Source organism: Campylobacter hyointestinalis subsp. lawsonii, from assembly GCF_013372165.1.
GTDB classification, from domain to species: Bacteria; Campylobacterota; Campylobacteria; order Campylobacterales; family Campylobacteraceae; genus Campylobacter; species Campylobacter lawsonii.
The window spans coordinates 106,643-126,940 of the sequence record NZ_CP053828.1 but is presented as its reverse complement, the minus strand read 5'-3'; the positions used below and the strand labels follow the sequence as shown (position 1 = coordinate 126,940).

The following is a 20,298-nucleotide window of genomic DNA, read 5'->3' as shown; positions in this document are numbered from 1 at the left end:
AGCGATAAATTTAAAAAATATAGCATCATTTAGATCTTTTATAAGCATAAAATTCTACAAAAATCACCGCACATAAAGATATCAAAACTATAAGTAAGCTTGGCAACGCTGCAGCGTAAAGTCTCTCATCAGTCGCATAAAAAAACGCTCTGATGCTTAGAGTTTCAAATTCGAACGGACGCAAGATCAAACTCAAAGGAAGCTCTTTTACGATATCTACGAAAGAAAGAGTAAAAGCAAGTAAAATAAAGTGTTTTAAAAGCGGTAAATGCACTCTAAAAAACATACTAAAAAGACCGATTTTCATAACTTTAGCAGCGTCGTCTATAAATTTAGATATTTTTGTATATCCGCTATCAAGAGCATAAACACTAGCAGTCATAAAACGAACCGCAAAGCCAAATATAAGCACGACAAAACTACTAGAAAGCAAACTCGTACCAAAGTTTCTATCCACGTAGCCAAAGACTATCATCACGCAAACTCCAACACTAGCTCCTGGCAAAGCATATCCTAAAGATGAACATTTTAGCACAAAACTTCTAGCTAAATTTGATACGAAAAATCTCGAAGAAAACGTCAAAAATAGACCTATGGTGACTATCAAAACAGAAGCTATAGCCGCTATAAAAAGCGAATTTGAAGCCATAGAAACAAAACTCATATCAAATTTAATATCCCCAAAAATAGACCAATAAACAAGCCAGTAAAAAGGCAGTCCAAATGCCAAAATAAAGATTACAAGGCACCATAAAAAAGCTAAAGATTTTTTTAGCGAAGATAGCTCTTGTTTTTGAATTTCTAAATTTGTATTGTTATTGAAGCTGTATGATTTTTTGTTTATATGTTCTATAAACATGATGCCAAAGACTATAATCATCAAAATTCCAGCTAAAAAACTAGCCAAATATGAATCATCAAGATCATACCAAACCTTAAATATACCAGCGCTAAAAGTATTTACGCCATAATAAGCCGCCGTCCCATAATCGCTCAAAGTTTCCATAGCTACAAGCATAATTCCACCAAAAATCGCAGGTTTAGCCAGTGGAAGTGATACCTTAAAAAACGCACTAAAAGCAGATATGTTATGCACTTTTGCGATCTCAAATACCATCTTTGACTGCGTTTTAAAGCTAGTTTTAGCGAACATATAAATATACGGATAAAGCGACATACTTATGACAAAAATCGCACCATAAATATTCATCATATCAAGTCTAAAGCCAAATATTTTCATAAATTCGCCATCATAATCCATAAGTCCAACATAAGCAAAACTAAATATATAAGCAGGAATAGCAAGTGGCAAAACAAGTCCAAATTCAAAAAATTTACTAAAAGGAAACTTGAAATTCACGACTAAATAAGCACTTATACAGGCTATAACACTGCTAAGAAAAAGCACACCAATAAGCAGCGTAAAAGTGTCTTTGATATATGGGGCTAACAGATATCTCATAAAATGGCTCAGCAAAGAAAAATCGCCGAAAAACATTTCGATAAAGATAAAAAATATAGGAAAAACGATGATCAGGGCGACGAAAATCGCCCCAAATTTAATAGCTCTCAACTATTTCCAACCGGCTTGATCTATAATGAAGACGGCTTTTTTTAGATTTTCTCCTATTTTGTTTAGAGATATCTCGTCTTCTTTAAATTCGCCAAAGCCAGCCGTAGTTTGGCTAGGTTTCACATTTTTATTTACCGGATATTCATAATTTATATTTGCTATGATCTCTTGAGCCTCAGGACTTAGCAAAAACTCCATAAATTTAATAGCGTTATCTCTATTTTTACTAGCTTTAGTAAGTCCCACGCCGCTGATATTTATATGCGTTCCATAGCTTTTTTGGTTAGGAAAGATTATACCGATACTCTTTGCTGCTTCGATATCGCTTTGTTTTGGAGAGTTTAACATAAGACCGATATAGTAGGTATTTACGACTGCTATCAGGCCCTCACCAGCAGCCAAAGCTCTTATTTGATCCCTATCTGCACCTTTTGGATCTCTAGCAAAATTTGCAACTATACCTTTTGATAATTCAAGCGTTTTTGCCTCACCATTATGTGCTATTTGAGAAGCGATGAGCGTTTTATTGTATCCTGCAGAGCCACTTCTTATAAGAAGTTTATCTTTTAAATTTGGATTTGCAAGATCTTCATAGTCATTTAGACCTTCTTTTATAGGATCAAATTTATCCTTTGCATAAACGATCACTCTAGCTCTTTTTGTAACGGCAAACCACTGATTCTCATCATCTCGTAAATTTGATGGAATAGTTTCTTCTAGATATTTAGAACTCACGCTTTGTAAAAGTCCCTTTTCTTTTGCCAAGTACAAATTCCCGATATCGGCTGTGATAAAAACATCTGCTTTTGAGCTTTTTCCTTCTATCTCAAGCTTTTTAATGAGCTCACCAGCTTTTGCTTGAGTAGCTCTGACTTTTATGCCGGTTTTTGCTTCAAATGCGTCGTATATTCTTTGATCTGCATCATAATGTCTTGCGGTATATATATTTATCTCATTAGCCAACATAGCACTTGTTAAAAGTCCCAAAAACAATAAGCTTTTTTTCATTTTTATCCTTTTGTATGAAATTTTTGGAATTATATCTATTAAATTTAAACATAATATCAATTATCATTTTGAGTTCAAAACAACACAAAAGCCAATTTAGCTTAAATTTATTATTTTTTTGATAAAATCAGCGTTCATTTTAAATTTAAAGGATTAGTATGCCAAAGATGAAGTCTGTTCGTGGCGCAGCTAAACGCTTTAAAGTTGGAAAAAACAAGATCAAAAGAGGCTCAGCATTTAGAAGCCACATCTTGACTAAAAAACCATCTAAGCGTATGAGAGACCTTAGACAATCGCATTATGTTGATAGTACTAACGTTTCAGCTGTTAAAAAAATGCTTTGCATATAAGTTTTTGACGAAAGTCATTTAACCTCCTAAATTTAGGATTTAGGACAAGTTCCAAATTTGGACGCCAATTTGTAAAGGATAAATATGGCAAGAGTTAAAACAGGCGTAGTAAGAAGAAGACGCCATAAAAAAGTTCTAAAACTAGCTCGTGGATTTTACAGTGCTAGACATAAACATTTTAGAAAAGCAAAAGAACAATTAGAAAGAAGTTTAGTCTATGCGTTCCGTGATAGACGTGCGAAAAAACGTGATTTCCGTAGATTATGGATCATCCGTATTAACGCAGCTTGCAGACTAAATGATATAAGCTATTCAAGATTTATGAATGGTCTTAAAAAAGCAAATATCGCCCTAGACAGAAAAGTTTTGGCAAATTTAGCTATGAATGATGCAGTAGCATTTGCTAGTATCGTAGCAGAGGCTAAAAAAGCTCTATGATCTACCAGAGTCCTCTTTTGGACTCGATCAAATTAAGCTATGACGATTGATTTAGCTAAAGTTCAGATCGAAGAGAGCTGGAAAGAAATCTTAAAAGATGAATTTCTAAGCCCGTATTTTTTAGATATAAAAGCAAATTTGATAAATGCCCTAAAATCACAAACTGTATATCCTCCAAATAACCTTATATTTAACGCATTTAATCTCACTCCGTTTAATCAAGTAAAAGTAGTCATCCTAGGACAAGATCCGTACCATGGCGCAAGACAAGCTATGGGACTAAGTTTTTCAGTGCCAGCTGGGATCAGGATTCCTCCAAGTCTAGTAAATATCTATAAAGAAATCAAGGACGATCTAGGCATCACTGAACCAAACTGCGGCGATCTCTCATACTGGGCAAAACAAGGGGTTTTGCTGTTAAATGCCACTCTTAGTGTAGCAGCAGGTATGCCAAACTCACACGCTCATTTTGGTTGGCAAAGATTTACGGACGCTGTTATAAGGACTATAAGCAAGCAAAAATCAAATGTAGTTTTTATGCTATGGGGAAACCAAGCAAAAGCAAAAACAGAGCTAATAGATGGCTCACGTCATCTTATCTTAAGTGCGGCTCATCCAAGCCCCTTAGCACGCGGCGCATTTTTTGGTTCGCGTCACTTTTCAAAATGCAATGATTATCTCATAGCAACATCTCAAACCCCTATAGACTGGGATTTAAATAACTCAAATTTATAAATAAAACACAAAAATAATTTAAAGCCAAATATTTATTAAATTTAAAAATAAATTTTTGTCAAGTTTAGTAAATTTTGCAGTACAAAAAAAGGGTCTTAAACCCTTTTATATTAGAGCAGATCTTTTGCTTTGTTTGCGATATTTTCAGCAGTAAATCCAAAATACCTAAATAGCTCATTTGCAGGAGCAGACGCACCAAAAGTTTTCATTCGTAAAACATCATCTGCAAATTTATACCACTCTAAGCCACTCGCTGCTTCTACTGCTAAAACCTTTGTAGATGGATCAAAGATAGTATCTATATAGTCCCTATTTTGTTCGCAAAGCAAGTCAAAACAAGGTGCAGAAACTACGTTTGTATCTATATTTTCTTTTTCCAAAATTTCAGCAGCCTCTAAACAAAGCCCTACTTCACTACCGCTTGCGACAAGCGTTATCTTTGGATTTTGTGATTTTTTGACTATATAAGCTCCATTTTTTACATTTCCAAATTTAGGCTCATCAAGTGGGGCTAATGCTTGACGAGAACAGACAAAAGCAGAAGGCGCATTTAAATTTAGTGCAGTTTTCCAGCATTCTACATTTTCATTTCCATCAGCAGGACGGAAAACATAGAAATTTGGCATAGCTCTAAATGTAGAAAGCTGCTCGATAGGTTCATGAGTAGGGCCGTCCTCTCCTACGCCGATACTATCATGAGTCCATATAAAAAAGTGTTTAACGCCCATAAGCGCTGCTATCCTAGCTCCTGCTTTTAGATAATCACTAAAGATGAAAAACGTCGCTGAAAATGGTAAAAATATACCATATCTTGCATAAGCATTGCAAATAGCAGCCATAGCGTGTTCTCTTATACCAAAATGTAAATTCTTACCATTTGGAAAATCTCCAAATCCTTTTAACTCTGTTTTGTTGCTAGGCGCTAAGTCCGCACTACCCCCGATAAATCCAGGAAGTGCGGCCGCGATAGCATTCAAAATCTTACCATTGCTATCTCTAGTTGCTAGTTTTTCACCTTTTAAATTTGGAAAGTCAATACGTGAAAAATCAGGATTTAAAAGAGAGTTTAAAAGCTCTTTTTTACTAGGTTCAAGTTCGCTTACTAGCTTATTCCATTTAGCTTCTTCAAGATCGCCAAGCTCGATTGCACTTCTAAAAGCAAAAAGCACGTCATCATCTACAAAAAACGTCTTAAGCGGGTCAAATCCAGCTTTTATCTTTGCCTCTTTTATGATATCTTCGCCAAGAGGAGCCCCGTGTGCGTGGTGGCTGCCTTCAAGCTTTCCAGCGCCTTTGGCTATTTTAGTATTTGCTATGATAAGATACGGTTTTTCTTTATCCGCAGCCTCACTTAGAGCAAATTCGATCTCATCAAAGTTGTGTCCGTCTATCTTTGCCACTTCAAAACCTGCAGCCTCAAAACGTACTTTTACATCTTCACACCAAGCTATAGATGTATCGCCTTCTATAGTGATATTGTTGCTATCATATATGATGACTAAGTTATTTAAACAGTGTTTTCCAGCAAGAGCACAAGCCTCGTAGCTAATGCCCTCTTCTAAATCGCCATCGCCACAAAGACAATAAACTTTATGATTTATGATCTTGTTACCTAGCAAATTTGCCGCACTTTTTGCCGCCATAGCAAAACCAACTGCATTTGCAACGCCTTGCCCTAAAGGTCCAGTAGCTATCTCTACACCGCTAGTTTCGATCTCTGGGTGACCGGGAGTTTTTGAGCCGAGCTTTCTAAAGTTTTTTAAATCCTCTAAGCTAACATTATAACCGCTAAGATATAAATAGCTATAAACAAGGCTACTAGCATGCCCGCCACTAAAAATTAAGCGGTCTCTATTTAGCCATTTTGGATTTTTTGGATTATGCTTTATATGCCTCATCAAAACACTCATTAAATCAGCAAGTCCCATTGGCGTACCAGGGTGACCTGAATTTGCATTTTGAACCATATCCGCGCATAAAAATCTTATAGTATTAGCCTGTTTTTCTAGCATTTTATCCCTTTAGATATTTATTTATTAAATTTGTAACAAGATTTTTTATAGGAGAATCTTTTAACTCATCAAGTATCTGTTCTTCTAGTTCGTCTCTTTGTTTTTTTGCTTGTTCTATTCCAAGTAAATTTGTAAAAGAATTTTTAAATAAATCATTATTTGTAGGTTTTCCAGCGTCTGTTTGCTTGCTCGTAGCATCTATGATATCATCATGAATTTGAAACGCAAGACCTAGTTTTATGCCAACTTTATAAATTTCATCGCACTTTACTTTATCAAGTCCGGCTATCACGGCTCCCATCTGCATACTTGCAGCGATCAAGGCTCCTGTTTTATGAATATGCAAAAACTTTAGCTCATCTAAAGCCAAGCGTTTTCTTTCAAAAAAACAATCACAAGCCTGTCCTATCGCCATACCATAAATTCCGCCGTTTTTAGATAAAATTTGCGTACATTTTACTACGATTTCAGGAGCCAAATCAGCATTAGAAATAACATAAAACGCGTGAGTATTTAAAGCATCACCTACTAAGATAGCAGTAACTTCGTCATATTTTACGTGAAGAGTTTCTACGCCTCTGCGAAGCGGTGCATTATCCATAGCAGGAAGATCGTCATGCACCAAAGAATAAGTATGAAAAAGCTCAACTCCAAGAGCCACCGGATAAGCATTTTGTAACATATCAGGTTTTATAGCCTCAACTACTCCAAGCAAAAGCTTAGCTCTAAAATGTTTGCCACCAGCTTTCAAAACCCAAGCCAAAGCGTCATTAAAATGCGGATGAAAGCTCTCTACTCGTGGCAAATTTAAATTTAAATACTCATCAAAGCTCATTTATAAACTCTTATGAAAAATTGAAAATCATCTCTTGAAACTAAAAAATAAAATTTATTTTTCTGAGCTCGCATCGCCTTTTCTATATCTGCTGCTGAGAGAACAGATCTTTTATCTACAGCTAAAATCTTATCTCCTACTCTAAAGCCTGCTTTTGCTGCTTTAGAGCGTGGAGTTACCTTCTGAACGGTTGCATTTTTAGAAACTTGTATGCCGTATTTTGATAAAAATGAGATATATTTTTTAGCTTTTTTTGTTTCAGTTTTCTTTGTGGAATTTGTGTCAGCAGAGCCGATTTTAAGCTGGTTTTGAATTTGATTTGGTGGATACTTCATATCAAATACAATAGTCTGATTTTGATCGTTTCTTACGATATCAAATTTAAAACTACTATTTTTTGGTGCAAATAGTATCATCTCGTTTAGATCTCTTAGATCAGTAGGGATTTTATTATTCACCATAACTATCTTATCGCCACTAAGTAGCTCTTTACCCGCAGAAAATGGATTTGAGCTTTTTACGCGCAAAGTACCATTTATATCACCAAATTCAACCCCTATATCGCCATAAAAAACATCATCGTCTTTCATAAAATGCTTTATGTAGCGATTTCCTATAAATTTATTTCCACCTATGGCGATACCTAGCATAGAACAGCAATCGCACAGCAAAAGACCTGGTTTTTGAGCGTCATAAGTCAGCTCATCAAAGTCGCTTATAGTATTCCCAAAAGATTTTATATGCCCTATCTCGCTTACGTTTTGATCTAGTACATTTACCCACATGCCAGGTTTAGTATCTAGCTCATTCATCATAAAAGGAGCTTTTAAAGTGCGATCTACCCTAACTAGATAAAGCCCTAGATATGGATCAAATTTAATATAATCACGACTATCTAGCTTCTTATCTTTATCGTATAAAACTGCAGCCAAATCTTTGTTCAAAGATATAGCCATCAGCCCTTTGTATTCGAAAACAGAATCTCTGTTTTTTTCATAACAAGCTTGTAAGTCTTCTGGAGTGGGACGAGGCTCGGCAAAAACACTAAAAGCACCAAAGATAAAGCAAAAAAGTAAAACCAGCTTTTTCATCTAAACTCCAAATCCGCCAAAGCCTCCAAGCATCTTAGAGGCTGCACTTTTTTTCTCGTTTTCGGATAGTTTTATAGCATCATTTACAGCAGATATCAAAAGTATCTGCAAACTCTCTTTGTCTTCTAGTAAGCTATCATCTATACTTATATCTAAGATCTCGCCTTTGCCGTTTGACTTTACACTTATCAACCCACCGCCACTTTTAGAAATAAACTCTTTAGACGCAATCTCATCTTCAAATTCTTTAGCTTTTTGTTGTGCTTGTGCTAAGACTTCGCCCATTTTTGAAAAATCAAAATCTTTAAACATAAAATAACCTTTTTTGTTTGATTATAACAAAACGGCTATTAAACTTGGCTTTACAACTAAATTTTGAAAAAATCCATAAGATCATTTAGCTTCTTAGAGATAGTTTCTAACTCTTTTAATCTAGCTTGGTTTGAATCCATATTGTCTTTTGTATCATTTGAAACTTTTGCGATATTTTCTATATTTGACGCTAATGAATTCATAGAATCTACTTGATTTTCAGCCACATTTACTACTTCTGCGGCTTTATTTGACGAATCTATAGCTTGATTGTAAATTTCATTTAGTAACTCTGCTACTTCATTTGAAAGCTTGTATCCATCCTCGACTTTTGGGACGCCTTGTTCTATGATGCTAACTGCAAGTTCTGTTTGCTCTTGTATGATTTTGATAGTGTTTGTTATCTCGTTTGTTGCAGTTCCTGTCTTCTCGGCTAGCTTTCTTATCTCATCAGCAACAACGGCGAATCCACGTCCAGCTTCTCCTGCTCTAGCTGCTTCTATGGCTGCATTTAGAGCTAAAAGATTTGTTTGGTCTGTTATCTCTGAGATAAGCTCAGCTGCACCGCTGATGTCTTTTGCGTGACCGCTTAAAAGCTTGATTTGATTTACTTGTTCTGTTACATTTGCACTGATCTCATTCATCTTAGCAGAAACTTCTGTAGATGAATTTTTACCATTTTGGCATAGATTTGTAGCTTTGTTTGAGTTTAACTCAGTATCTTTTGCCATACTTGCGACATTTTCTGTTTTTTGTTTAGCTAGTTGGACTATTTTTGTGGAATTAGCAGTAATCTTGTTTTGCTCCTCAACTGAAGTACTTACTAAACTAAATGTTTCTACGAGCTTTTTGGTTTTATCATTTACCTCTTCACTAGCTTCATTTATAGAATTTACTATCTGTTTTAGCGTATTTTTCATCTCTATAGCTTGAGCTAATATGCTATTTGGATAATCGGTGTGAGCTACGATAGTAAGATCTCCGCGAGCTACTTTCGAGATGATTTTATTTACTTCATTTGGTTCGCCACCGATGGATTTTTTAATGCCGTGTTGTATCATAAATGCGATCAAAATAGATATGATAGCAGCTATAAGTGTTAAGATTATCATAATCTCTTGAAAACCGTTCGCCTCACTTTTAACTACATCTGTAAGTTTGCTATTTGCTTGTTCTTGATAGTCTATAAATTTATTAATAGCAGCTAACCAATCAGTAAAATTGCCAGCGACCTTATGCATCAAAAGTTCGTGAGCTGCTTCATATTCGCCTTTTAGTTTAAGATCTATAGTCTTTTTATAAGCAGACATAGTTGCCACTTTGATAGACTCTATATCTTTTATCATTTGTAACTCTTCTTTTGTGACAGAGCCATCTTGTTTTATAAATTTATTTAGCGGTACTTCGGACTCTTCATAAAATTTTTCTAGTCTTGCGATATCACTCAAAAATCTTTTTAACTCACCATCTTCAGTCGTCAAAATAACATCTCTGATAGCTATAGCCCTATCGTGCACCGAGCCTCTGAAATTTATACCGTATCTTTGTTTTAGCGAATTCACATCGTTCATCACAGATAATGATTCGTCGATAAACTTGACTTTGCTTATACCTATAACACTAACTATAACCATAAGGATTATAATCACGGCAAAACTAAGATAAAGTTTGCTAGAAACTTTTAAATTGTCAAAAAATCCCATACAAATTCCTTTTTTTTGTTATTTTATTGTTCTTACCAAAAATATTGATGATATTATATCACTTTTTAATATTTTTGTTAATACATAATCAAAAAAATATCATTTGATGTATAGTTGTTTTAAATCACTTATTTTAGTATCCCAACCATCTGGCAGAAGCGAAAAATACCTATCTTTGTCTTTACTTCTATGGTATGTTCCGCCACTTTGTTTTTTGGGTTTATATGATTTTGTTTTTATAAGATCCCAATTTTTAATAAATAAATTTTGTATTTCTAAATTTAGTTTTTTATATGAACTTGCCAAAGTTTCATCTTTATCAAATTTAATTTCTTTTTGGACTATGATATCGCCAGTATCAAGCCCCTTATCTAAAAGGTGGATGGTAACACCTTTTTTACTATTTTCTACAAAACTCCAAAAATTTGGATCCGCACCTCTGTTATAAGGAAGATATGAAATATGCAAATTTATAGCATTGCCATTAAATAAATTTATCACTTCTTCATCTATAATGTAGCGATATCCGTAGCTTATAAGAAAATCAAATTTATTATTTAAGATAAAAATCTTATTTATCTTATCACTTGTTTGGACTATATAGCAACCCGCATCAACTAAAAAATCTGAAATTTGACACTCTTCGTATCCTAAAAATAAAATACGTTGCTGCCCCCCCCTATTAGATAGTCGATGAATGGCTTTTATATTTATCATTACAATATCTCATTTTTACTATCTACATGAACGATAGTAGGGCTAAAACCTTTAGCTTTTTTTGCTTTCATAGAAGCATATGCGACTATTATCACAAGGTCGCCTACGCAAACCTTTCTAGCCGCTGCGCCATTTAGGCAAATTTCGCCTTTTTTATCACCTTTTATAACGTATGTTTGAAATCTCTCGCCGTTATTTATATCTAAAATTTCAACTTTTTGATACTCAAGTAAATTTGCTGCTTTCATAAGCTTTTCATCTATTGTTATTGAGCCTACGTAGTTTAAATTTGCGTCAGTCACAGTGGCTCTATGGATCTTACTAGCTAACATTTGTATTTTCATATATTGCCTTTGTTATTTAAATTTAGTATATCTCTTACAACTTCTTTGTCGCTAAATGGATACTTTACGCTTTTTATCTCTTGATAAGGCTCATCGCCTTTACCTAGGATTACTACAGCTTCGCCGTTTTTTGCTAGATTTAGAGCTAAATTTATAGCTTTTTTACGATCTACTTCTTTTATGACGTTTTCATCTAATACCATTTTGCTAACTATATCTTCGATGATAGAACTTGGCTCTTCACTTCTTGGATTATCGCTAGTAACTATAGCGATTTTAGCGTATCTTTGAACAATTTGACCCATAATCGGGCGCTTAGTTTTATCCCTATCTCCGCCCGCGCCAAAAACAACTATAAGCTCTTCATCTTTCAAAGCATCAAGCAGTTTTTCAATACCATCAGGCGTATGAGCAAAATCAACTATGACAAGCGGATTTCTGCTTACTATCTCAACCCTACCTGGTGCTCCGCTAAATTTAGACAACGCCTTGCTTATCTCATCAGAGCTCTTCTTCGTCAAAAACTTAAGCGCACCAAAAACGCATAAAAGGTTGTAAAGATTAAATTTACCTTGCAAAGAACTTTTAAATTTAATCTCTTCGCCGTTTGTTTTTATAGTCGCACTTATACCGCCTTTTAGACTATAATCAAAGGCGTAAAACGTAGCGTCAGAAGTAAAGCCGTATGTCATAGAATTTGTTTTGTCATATGATAAATTTTTATCATCGCCATTTATAAGTTTTGGCGTGATATCTTTAAAAAAGCTCGACTTTACTCTAGCATACTCTTCTATGGTTTTATGAAAATCTAGATGGTCTTGGCTTAAATTTGTAAAAATCTTAAGTGCAAATTCAAGCCCCTCAATGCGGTTTTGTGCGATAGCATGAGAGCTTACTTCCATCACGAAATACTCACAACCTGCATCTTTGGCTAGTTTTAGATAGTTTAAAGTCTCTAGAATTTGACTTGTAGTAAGTCCTTTATCTGCGATTTGTTTGCCATTTATAAAAGCACCTCTTGTGCCGCTCATCCCAGCTTTTAAACCTAAATTTAAAAGGGTTTCATAAATGGCTGACGCAGTAGTCGTCTTGCCGTTTGTTCCTGTGATGCCTACTAGTTTGATGCTATCATCTAAATTTAAAAGAGTTTTTGCTTCTTTTGGGGTTATAATATTTGCCCCTAAACTTTTTGCGGCATTTTTAAATTTAGCATTTGAATTTGAAAGCACAAAGTAGCAACCAAAGGTGCAATCTTTGGAATTATCCGTGATAAAATTCCCATTTTTAAGCGTTATTTTCACTATTTTTTCCTAAATCTTTTATGATTTTTTCAACCCTTTGATCACCCAAAAATATCGCAGACGAATTCTCCAAATAGTTCAGCCCCATCTCTTTATATCCATTTTTAATCAGATTTTCTACGAATTCCAAAAGATCATTTTTATTGCTTATGATAACTTTTGTAGAGAACATTATATCTTGAAAAATGGTTTTGAAATTCCCTTGTTTAGACACTAGCTTCTTAAAATCGCTATAAGTGATAGCATTTTCATAATCAAGTTCTTTAATGAATTGATTACTATTTTCTTCTAAGATATTTATGATCTTGTTTATCTCTTTTTCCTGGTCTGGAAGTTTTAAATTTATATAAATTTCAAATAAACTCATAACCTCGTCTGGTTCGGTTTTTGCAAGCTCACAAAGCTCTATAAAAGACAAAAGCTCTTCACTTTTTTCATCTTCATATGCTAGCGAAAAACAGGACTTAGCTTCGTCAAATTTATACTTTCTAAAAAGTTCAATGCCTAACTGCTTATAAGATATTTTATAACTCAAATTTTTCACCTATAGGAATATTTACTACACTAAGCTCTGGATGGATATCTAATCTTAGTTGTCTTTCTACACCGTATTTTAGTGTTTGAGAACTAGCTGCGCACCCGTGACAATGTCCAGTAAGTCTGACATACACTACGCCATTTTTTATACCTAAAAGATCCATTCCGCCGCCATCTCTTTCAAGCATAGGTTTTACTGTATCTAAGCTCTGTTTTACTGGCTCAAGTAACTCTTCATCGCTAAATGGTATCATAAAATCCCTTTTTTGTCTTTTTATATTATTATATCACAAAAGGCATAAATGAAATTAGAATTTTTGGGATTAATTTTAATCAAATTTATCTAAAAATAACTTTGAACGATAAATGTAACAATATGTGGTATTTTTATAGTTTTAAATCGTGAAAATAAATAGATAAGAGATTGCCGATAAAAATCGGCAATAAATTATTCGCTAACTAGCTCTATATAAGCCATCTCAGCTGCATCACCTTTTCTGACGCGAGTTTTGATGATACGAGTATAGCCACCATTTCTTGTGGCATATTTTGGAGCTATTTGGGTTACAAGCTTGTTTGTAGCTTCTTTGTCTTGTAAAGCAGCAAACACAAATTTGTGAGCATTAAAATCGCCTTTTCTAGCTCTTGTGATAAGTTTTTCTACATAGCCTCTTAACTCTTTTGCTTTTGGTAAAGTTGTTTCGATTTTACCAGCCTTTACGATAGCTATCGTAAGGTTTTTAAGCAAAGCAGCACGGTGAGAGCTAGTGCGACCTAGTTTTCTATATCCGTGATTATGTCTCATTATATTTTCCTTCGCCTATTTTATGATTTTAGCTCAGCTATTTTTTTTCTGAGCATTTCTTTGCTATCACCAAGTGTGTTTTCACCAAAAGGATAGCCTATTTCAGCCATTACGGCTTTTATCTCATCAAGAGACTTTTTACCTAAATTTTTAAGCTCTTTTAGCTCACTCTCTTCCATAAGAGCAAGTTCGCCTATATAGCGAATCTCAGCCTTATCAAGACAATTAAAGCTTCTAGCACTTAAATTTAGATTTTCAACGCTTTCAAAAAGTTTAGAGTGTTCATTGCTTCTTCCAGAGATAGATAAAGCAACATTCACATCGATATTTAAAACGTTATTGAAAACCGACATCTGTTTATACATAGCTTCTATCGAGTGTTTAAATGCCTCAACAGGACCCACTTGACCATCAGTTGTTACAGTCAAAACGATCTTTTCATAGTCTGGATTATCTTCAACTAAAACGTTTTCTATCTCATAAACCGCTTTTTTAACCGGAGTAAAGAAAGCATCAAGAGCTATGTAATCAGCTTCGATATAATCTCTTATCTCTTCGCTAGGTACGTAACCTATACCCTTTTCAACAATGACGCTAAATTTAAAATCAGCATCTTCATTGATAGTAGCAAGGTAGGCATCTGGATTTACTATTTCAACTATATCGTTGTTTAGATCGCTTCCGATTATCTCTTTTGACCCTTTAAAATTATACTCGATAACTTCGCGTTGTGAATTATTTTTTAATTTAAAACGTAAATTTTTTAAATTTATAATAAAAAGCGTAACGTCTTCAAGCATACCACGCATACTATCAAACTCGTGCGCTACGCCCTCTATCTTTACGCCAGTTGGAGCAAATCCAACTGTGCTTGTATAAAGTAATCGGCGTAATGGATGAGCTAGAGTCACTGCATAACCTGTTTCGAAAGGATATGCTATAATCTTAGCTACATTCTCACTTACATTAACAACTTCAATCTCGGTTGGCATATAAGCTGATGTTGTAATTTTTCTCATAAACGCCTCCTACTATTTAGAGTAAAGCTCTACTATATATCTTTCCTCAACTGGAATAACTACTTCTTCACGTTCTGGAATTCTTGTAAAAATTCCGTATTTTTTATCTTTTTCTACATCTACCCAAGCAACTATACCTGTTTGGTTAGTAAGCTCGATCGCTCTAACGATTTGTGGGTTGGCTTTGCTTTTTTCTGCAACTTCGATCTTCTCTCCAGCAGAAACTCTGTATGAAGGGATATCAACTCTTTTGCCATTTACTAAGATATGTCCGTGAGTCACAAGTTGTCTTGCAAATCTTCTAGTTGTTGCAAATCCCATTCTATAAACAACGTTATCAAGTCTTTGTTCTAAAAGCGAAACAAGAAGTGCTCCTGTGTTTCCATCTCTTCTTGCAGCTTCAGCAAAAAGTCTTCTGAATTGTTTTTCGCTTACGCCATACATAAATTTAGCTTTTTGTTTTTCTCTTAATTGTAAGCCATACTCGCTAATTTTTGCTTTTCTTTGTCCATGTTGGCCAGGTGCGTATGGTCTTTTATCCAATGCACTTTTACCAGCTAGTCTTCTCTCGCCTTTTAGTGCAAGAGATACGCCTAGGCGTCTTTCTAATTTTTCGACTGGTCCTCTATATCTTGCCATTATAATTCTCCTAAATTCTATCTAACATTACACGCGGCGGCGTTTTGGTGGTCTGCAGCCATTATGAGCAAGTGGAGTTATATCTTTTAGATATAAAACTTTTATGCCCTCAACTGCACCGATACTTTTTACTGCTGTTTCTCTACCGCTTCCTGGGCCTTGAACTTTGATACCAACTTCTTTGATACCATGCTCTTTTGCTTTATTTAATGCATCTTCAACTGCTTGTTGAGCTGCGTAAGGAGTAGATTTTTTGCTACCTTTAAAACCAAGACCACCAGCACTGCTCCATGCTATAGCATTTCCCATTTCGTCAGTTACTGTAACCATTGTATTGTTAAATGTAGCAGAGATATAAACGATACCTTTTGCTATATTTTTTCTAACTACTTTTTTCTTAATTACTTTTCTTTTTGCCATACTCTATCCTTACTTTGTAGCCGCACCAACAGTTTTACGTCTACCTTTTCTTGTTCTTGCGTTTGTTTTTGTTTTTTGACCGCGAACAGGAAGACCTTTTCTATGTCTTAAGCCTCTATAGCTACCTAAATCCATAAGTGCTTTGATATCCATTGCAACGCTTTTTCTTAAATCACCTTCCACCATATAGTGCTCTTGGATCTCTTTACGAATCGCAGCGGCTTCATCTTCGCTTAGTTCATAAACTCTTTTGTCGTAAGAAATGCCTACTGCATCAAGAATTTTTCTTGAAGAAAATAAGCCTATACCATAGATATAAGTAAGGCCATACTCTACTCTTTTTTTCTTTGGTAAATCAACACCTGCTATACGAGCCATACCTTATCCTTGTCTTTGTTTATGTTTTGGATTTTCGCAAATAACATGAACTATGCCTTTGCGTTTGACAATTTTACATTTGTCACACATCTTCTTTACAGAAGGACGAACTTTCATCTGAGTCTCCTAAAAATTTATTACCACTTTTATTCAACTGCACTTAGGTTTTGACGAAATCTCAAACCAACTATTTTCAAAATAGTGGTTCATTTTGAAAATAGTTCTTCACACAGTTAGTTGCAAAAAGTTGGATTTTATCCAAATTTAGCTTTAATATTACTTATATCTATAAGTGATCCTACCCTTATCTAAACTATAAGGTGTAAGCTCAACTTTAACACGATCACCTGGCATAATCTTGATATAATGCATACGCATTTTGCCAGCTATATGACAAAGAATTACATGCTTATTGTCAAGTTCGACTTTAAAAGTCGCATTTGGCAGAGCTTCTACTACATTGCCATCGATCTCTATGACATCATCTTTTGCCAATACTTTCTCCTTTCTATTTTTATGTTCTTTTAGCGTACGAATAAATTCGTACTAAAGAACCAAATACTAAAGTCCGTTCGCTTTTGCTCACGCTTTTAGAAATTTATATTCTTTTAAATGACACGAATAAATTCATACTAAAGAACCAAATACTAAAGTCCGTTCGCTTTTGCTCACGCTTTAAGTATTGAGTAAATTTAATTAAATACCTAAAATAAGGTATTTTTACCAAGCAAGGCGATTTTTAAATTTAGAGTGATGCAAACTTAACATCAGTGATTGACTAAATTTAAAAACCAACACAACATAGTCAAAAAAGACAAAGTTAAAAACTCTAAATTTGACTTAAGATCTCCACCTTGCCATCTACCATAGCCAAACAGTGTTCATAATGGCTAGTTCTAAGTCCATCTTTACTTGTAACAGTCCATCTGTCTTTTGCAATAACTGGAGTGCCATCTTTTTGGCATATCATAGGCTCTATGCAAAAAACCATTCCATTTCTTATCTTTGGTCCGCTTTTTGGATTGCTTCCTTCAAGATAGTTTGGAATTTCAGGTTCTTCATGCGGACGCTTACCTATGCCATGCCCACAAAATCCACGAAGTGGAACAAAGCCACGATTTATGATAAACTCTTCGACAGCCGAGCTAACTTCTTTAAAATGCATTCCGACTTTTATATAATCAATCGCAAAATAAAGAGCGTCTTTGCTACAAGATATCAAAGCCTCATCATTAGCTGAGATTTTACCGACTGGATATGTCCTAGCACTATCACCAAAATATCCTTTTAAATTTGAGCCGATATCGATACTTACTATATCGCCCTCTTTAAGCTTATACTCATTTGGTATGCCGTGGATCACAACTTCATTTACGCTTATACAAGCAGCAGTCGGAAATCCGTAAAGTCCCTTAAACGCAGGTTTTGCACCGGCACTTCTTATCATATCTTCACAAACTTTATCGATCTCTAGCAAACTAAGACCTGGTTTTATAAACTCATGCATATGATCTAAGACTTGAGCGACAATCTTATTTGCCGCTCTTAAGCCTTCGATATCTTTTGCAGTTTTGATTGAAATAGCCATAACTATAGTCCAACCGCACTTAATGTCTGGTATTTATTCATATAAATTTGAGCTTCAATCTTTCTCATCGTGTCAAGTGCGACCGATACGACGATAAGGACACTAGTTCCACCAAAATAAAACGGCACACCCATAAATTTGACTAGAATCCAAGGAAGCGTAGAGATAAGTCCTAGATATATTGAACCAGTAAAAGTAAGCCTACTTGCAACCTCATTTAAGTATGTAGCCGTACTCTCGCCCGGTCTAACACCTGGGATAAATCCGCCTTGTCTTTTTAAATTTTCGCTTATATCTTTTGCATTAAATGTGATTGAAGCATAAAAATATGCAAAAAATAGAATAAACAAAAATGTTAAAAAGTTAAAAAAGTAACTATTTGGATTTAAAAAATCATTTATAGCTAGTATAAATTCATTTGTACTTGCTTGCAAAATGGTGCTTGGAAACATCAAAATAGCACTAGCAAAGATCGGCGGAATAACGCCACTTAAATTTACCTTTATAGGGATATAGTTCATTATTCTTTTATTTTGATTTTGCATAACCGTTTTTCTAGAATACGAGATAGGAACACGCCTTTCGCCCATTTCTACAAAGATTACTATTCCGACTGTTATGAGTATAACAAGAGCTATACCGATCACAACTAAGAAATTCATCTCTCCGGTATTTACTAAATTTATAGTTCCGCCTATCGCACTTGGAATTCCACTTACTATACCAGCAAAAATTATAAGACTTATACCATTGCCGATACCGCGTTGAGTTATCTGCTCACCTATCCACATAAGAAGCATAGTTCCTGTAAGCATAGAGACGCAACTGATCGCTATAAATAAATTTATATCTATCATGATAGCTTGCTCGCCACCACGTCCAGTTAAACTCTGCAAACCGATACTTACGCCTATAGCTTGAACAACGGTAATAACAATAGTAACATAACGAATGATCTGCATATATTTTTGCATACCATCACGCTCTTTTTTCATCTTTCCTAAATTTGGAAATGTAGCAGCTAAAAGCTCCATAATGATAGAAGAAGTGATGTATGGCATAATACCTAATGAGATAATGCTTAAACGCTCAGCAGCACCGCCACTAAACATATTAAACATACCCAAAGCATTACTGCTATTTGAAGTAAAGAATTCTTTTATAACATCAATATTAACGCCAGGGACTGGCACATAAGCCAGCACCCTATAAGCAAACAAAAATCCAAGCGTAATTAATATCTTGTTGATTAATGTTTTATTCATTATTTGATTCCAGTAACTGTTATATTCTCATCTTTTATTTTGCTTACTAAATCTTTAGCTCCAGCACCTATAAGTTTTACTTTTTTGATGCTATTTGAGAATTTATGTACTGTTTTAAGAGCATCTAGCGTAATCTCACTTAACTCTTTAATAGCAGGATTTTTATCAACGCTAATTGCGTATGGTTTTTCAAATTTAGAAGTAAAGCCTACTTTTGGTAGTCTTCTTTGAAGTGGTTGCTGACCGCCTTCAAACCCTCTTTTTTCGTTATAACCTTTTCTAGCCGTTTGACCTTTACCGCCTTTTGTGGCAGTTTTACCCCAGCCACTACCTTGACCGCGACCTATTCTTTTAGTATTGCGAGTTGAGCCTGCAGCTTTTTGTAAATTTTCTAGTCCCATGCTCTCTCCTTAACCTTTTAGCATACTAAGTGCTTTGATTGTAGCACGAACAACATTTGCAGAGTTATTTGAGCCAAGTGATTTTGTAAGGATATTTTTGATACCCGCAAGCTCTACAACTGGACGAGCGCCACCACCAGCGATAACTCCGGTACCTTCACTAGCTGGTTTTAGTAGAATTCTACTTGCATTAAATTTAACTTCAATATCATGAGGAATAGTGCTACCTTTTAATTTAACTTCAACTATGTTTTTAAAAGCATCATCAACTGCTTTTCTCATAGCATCTGGAACCTCTTTAGCTTTTCCAAAACCAAAACCAACACGACCTTTTTTATCCCCTACGACTACAAGAGCTGTAAATCTAAATCTTCTACCGCCCTTAACAACCTTTGTAACGCGACCGATATCGACGATTACTTCTTCAAATTCTTCTCTATTATACTTTTCCATCAACAATCCTTGCGTTATAGCTTAATGCCATTTTCTCTTAAAGCTTCAGCAAAAGCTGCAACAACGCCATGATATAGATAGCCATTTCTATCAAATACTGCTTCGTTTATACCTTTTGCACTTAACTTACCTGCGATATCCTTAGCCAAAATTACAGCACCTTCTTTATTTGCTTTGATGCCTAATTTTCTTCCGTCACTTGCACAAAGAGTAGTAGCGTTGATATCTTCTATCGCTTGGACATATAGAGTTCTATTTGATTTAAATATAGAAATTCTAGGGCAAGACGCGGTACCGCTAATTTTAGCTCTAATTCTTCTTTTTCTCTTAATTCTTAGAGATAATTTTCTTTTTAATACATTTGCTACCATTGC

27 protein-coding genes and 1 pseudogene are annotated in these 20,298 nt (G+C 34.9%); 3 read left to right on the top strand and 25 right to left on the bottom strand.

Annotated elements, in window-relative coordinates:
* Window positions 1-25 precede the first annotated feature (25 nt).
* Window positions 26-1,573 (bottom strand): ABC transporter permease, encoded by a 1,548-nt coding sequence (locus CHLWT_RS00750; protein ID WP_112000533.1) that lies wholly within the window; start codon window positions 1,571-1,573, stop codon window positions 26-28.
* Window positions 1,574-2,581, bottom strand: a complete 1,008-nt coding sequence (locus CHLWT_RS00745; protein ID WP_112000534.1) for a Fe(3+) ABC transporter substrate-binding protein — start codon at window positions 2,579-2,581, stop codon at window positions 1,574-1,576.
* Window positions 2,582-2,739: 158 nt separating this feature from the next.
* On the opposite strand from CHLWT_RS00745, the gene rpmI reads away from it, so the two are divergent.
* The 3 genes from rpmI (at window position 2,740) to ung (ending at window position 4,104) form a co-directional block, all read left to right on the top strand.
* Window positions 2,740-2,931 (top strand): 50S ribosomal protein L35, encoded by a 192-nt coding sequence (rpmI, locus tag CHLWT_RS00740; RefSeq protein WP_023384088.1) that lies wholly within the window; start codon window positions 2,740-2,742, stop codon window positions 2,929-2,931.
* An 84-nt stretch (window positions 2,932-3,015) separates the two neighbouring features.
* Window positions 3,016-3,369, top strand: coding sequence for a 50S ribosomal protein L20 (gene rplT / locus CHLWT_RS00735; protein WP_111948679.1), 354 nt, complete (start codon window positions 3,016-3,018; stop codon window positions 3,367-3,369).
* 39 nt (window positions 3,370-3,408) lie between these two features.
* A complete protein-coding gene (ung, locus tag CHLWT_RS00730; RefSeq protein ID WP_111948682.1) occupies window positions 3,409-4,104 on the top strand; it encodes a uracil-DNA glycosylase in 696 nt (231 codons plus the stop codon).
* A gap of 110 nt (window positions 4,105-4,214) precedes the next feature.
* On the opposite strand, the gene tkt is transcribed toward ung, so the two are convergent.
* The 23 genes and pseudogenes from tkt to rplR form a co-directional block, all read right to left on the bottom strand.
* Window positions 4,215-6,116: a transketolase gene (tkt, locus tag CHLWT_RS00725; RefSeq protein ID WP_151062151.1), complete on the bottom strand. Its 1,902-nt coding sequence runs from the start codon at window positions 6,114-6,116 to the stop codon at window positions 4,215-4,217.
* A gap of 1 nt (window position 6,117) precedes the next feature.
* On the bottom strand, window positions 6,118-6,951 hold the full coding sequence (locus CHLWT_RS00720; protein ID WP_112000749.1) for a polyprenyl synthetase family protein: 834 nt from the start codon (window positions 6,949-6,951) through the stop codon (window positions 6,118-6,120).
* On the bottom strand, window positions 6,948-8,042 hold the full coding sequence (locus CHLWT_RS00715; RefSeq protein WP_112000748.1) for a DUF7488 domain-containing protein: 1,095 nt from the start codon (window positions 8,040-8,042) through the stop codon (window positions 6,948-6,950). The genes CHLWT_RS00720 and CHLWT_RS00715 overlap by 4 nt, the downstream gene beginning before the upstream one ends.
* Window positions 8,043-8,354, bottom strand: a complete 312-nt coding sequence (locus tag CHLWT_RS00710) for a YbaB/EbfC family nucleoid-associated protein (RefSeq protein ID WP_111985521.1) — start codon at window positions 8,352-8,354, stop codon at window positions 8,043-8,045. It lies immediately after the preceding gene.
* A 56-nt stretch (window positions 8,355-8,410) separates the two neighbouring features.
* Window positions 8,411-8,998 (bottom strand): methyl-accepting chemotaxis protein, encoded by a 588-nt coding sequence (locus CHLWT_RS09640; protein ID WP_418219521.1) that lies wholly within the window; start codon window positions 8,996-8,998, stop codon window positions 8,411-8,413.
* A 522-nt stretch (window positions 8,999-9,520) separates the two neighbouring features.
* Window positions 9,521-10,057, bottom strand: a pseudogene (locus CHLWT_RS09635) (MCP four helix bundle domain-containing protein); the annotation flags it as partial.
* Window positions 10,058-10,156: 99 nt separating this feature from the next.
* Window positions 10,157-10,774 carry a formyltransferase family protein gene (locus tag CHLWT_RS00700; RefSeq protein ID WP_176320847.1) on the bottom strand — a complete coding sequence of 206 codons (618 nt, stop codon included), beginning with the start codon at window positions 10,772-10,774 and terminating at the stop codon, window positions 10,157-10,159.
* Window positions 10,774-11,118 (bottom strand): aspartate 1-decarboxylase, encoded by a 345-nt coding sequence (panD, locus tag CHLWT_RS00695; protein ID WP_112000746.1) that lies wholly within the window; start codon window positions 11,116-11,118, stop codon window positions 10,774-10,776. Before panD ends, CHLWT_RS00700 begins: the two co-directional genes overlap by 1 nt.
* Window positions 11,115-12,419: a UDP-N-acetylmuramoyl-L-alanyl-D-glutamate--2,6-diaminopimelate ligase gene (locus tag CHLWT_RS00690; protein ID WP_112000745.1), complete on the bottom strand. Its 1,305-nt coding sequence runs from the start codon at window positions 12,417-12,419 to the stop codon at window positions 11,115-11,117. Before CHLWT_RS00690 ends, panD begins: the two co-directional genes overlap by 4 nt.
* Window positions 12,403-12,954, bottom strand: a complete 552-nt coding sequence (locus CHLWT_RS00685) for a hypothetical protein (protein WP_063997515.1) — start codon at window positions 12,952-12,954, stop codon at window positions 12,403-12,405. The genes CHLWT_RS00690 and CHLWT_RS00685 overlap by 17 nt, the downstream gene beginning before the upstream one ends.
* Window positions 12,944-13,210 carry a NifU family protein gene (locus CHLWT_RS00680; protein WP_063997514.1) on the bottom strand — a complete coding sequence of 89 codons (267 nt, stop codon included), beginning with the start codon at window positions 13,208-13,210 and terminating at the stop codon, window positions 12,944-12,946. The genes CHLWT_RS00685 and CHLWT_RS00680 overlap by 11 nt, the downstream gene beginning before the upstream one ends.
* 194 nt (window positions 13,211-13,404) lie before the next feature.
* Entirely contained in the window at window positions 13,405-13,761 is a 357-nt protein-coding gene (gene rplQ / locus CHLWT_RS00675) for a 50S ribosomal protein L17 (RefSeq protein ID WP_034963111.1), read from the bottom strand.
* Between the two features lie 20 nt (window positions 13,762-13,781).
* The gene (locus tag CHLWT_RS00670) at window positions 13,782-14,780 is read right to left on the bottom strand and encodes a DNA-directed RNA polymerase subunit alpha (RefSeq protein WP_112000744.1); all 999 of its coding nucleotides are present in this window, start codon (window positions 14,778-14,780) and stop codon (window positions 13,782-13,784) included.
* 12 nt (window positions 14,781-14,792) lie between these two features.
* On the bottom strand, window positions 14,793-15,419 hold the full coding sequence (rpsD, locus tag CHLWT_RS00665) for a 30S ribosomal protein S4 (RefSeq protein ID WP_111969425.1): 627 nt from the start codon (window positions 15,417-15,419) through the stop codon (window positions 14,793-14,795).
* 27 nt (window positions 15,420-15,446) lie between these two features.
* Window positions 15,447-15,839, bottom strand: coding sequence for a 30S ribosomal protein S11 (gene rpsK / locus CHLWT_RS00660; RefSeq protein WP_034963106.1), 393 nt, complete (start codon window positions 15,837-15,839; stop codon window positions 15,447-15,449).
* A gap of 9 nt (window positions 15,840-15,848) precedes the next feature.
* A complete protein-coding gene (gene rpsM / locus CHLWT_RS00655; protein WP_034963104.1) occupies window positions 15,849-16,217 on the bottom strand; it encodes a 30S ribosomal protein S13 in 369 nt (122 codons plus the stop codon).
* A 3-nt stretch (window positions 16,218-16,220) separates the two neighbouring features.
* Window positions 16,221-16,334, bottom strand: a complete 114-nt coding sequence (rpmJ, locus tag CHLWT_RS00650; RefSeq protein ID WP_002848032.1) for a 50S ribosomal protein L36 — start codon at window positions 16,332-16,334, stop codon at window positions 16,221-16,223.
* A gap of 159 nt (window positions 16,335-16,493) precedes the next feature.
* Window positions 16,494-16,712 carry a translation initiation factor IF-1 gene (infA, locus tag CHLWT_RS00645; protein ID WP_009649712.1) on the bottom strand — a complete coding sequence of 73 codons (219 nt, stop codon included), beginning with the start codon at window positions 16,710-16,712 and terminating at the stop codon, window positions 16,494-16,496.
* Between the two features lie 334 nt (window positions 16,713-17,046).
* Window positions 17,047-17,805, bottom strand: a complete 759-nt coding sequence (gene map / locus CHLWT_RS00640; protein ID WP_111975367.1) for a type I methionyl aminopeptidase — start codon at window positions 17,803-17,805, stop codon at window positions 17,047-17,049.
* 2 nt (window positions 17,806-17,807) lie between these two features.
* On the bottom strand, window positions 17,808-19,070 hold the full coding sequence (secY, locus tag CHLWT_RS00635; protein ID WP_059432833.1) for a preprotein translocase subunit SecY: 1,263 nt from the start codon (window positions 19,068-19,070) through the stop codon (window positions 17,808-17,810).
* Window positions 19,070-19,471 carry a 50S ribosomal protein L15 gene (gene rplO / locus CHLWT_RS00630; RefSeq protein WP_059432834.1) on the bottom strand — a complete coding sequence of 134 codons (402 nt, stop codon included), beginning with the start codon at window positions 19,469-19,471 and terminating at the stop codon, window positions 19,070-19,072. Before rplO ends, secY begins: the two co-directional genes overlap by 1 nt.
* Window positions 19,472-19,480: 9 nt before the next feature.
* A complete protein-coding gene (rpsE, locus tag CHLWT_RS00625; protein ID WP_059432835.1) occupies window positions 19,481-19,924 on the bottom strand; it encodes a 30S ribosomal protein S5 in 444 nt (147 codons plus the stop codon).
* A 14-nt stretch (window positions 19,925-19,938) separates the two neighbouring features.
* Complete coding sequence (gene rplR, locus CHLWT_RS00620) at window positions 19,939-20,295, bottom strand: 50S ribosomal protein L18 (protein ID WP_059432836.1); 357 nt, start codon at window positions 20,293-20,295, stop codon at window positions 19,939-19,941.
* Window positions 20,296-20,298 lie beyond the last annotated feature (3 nt).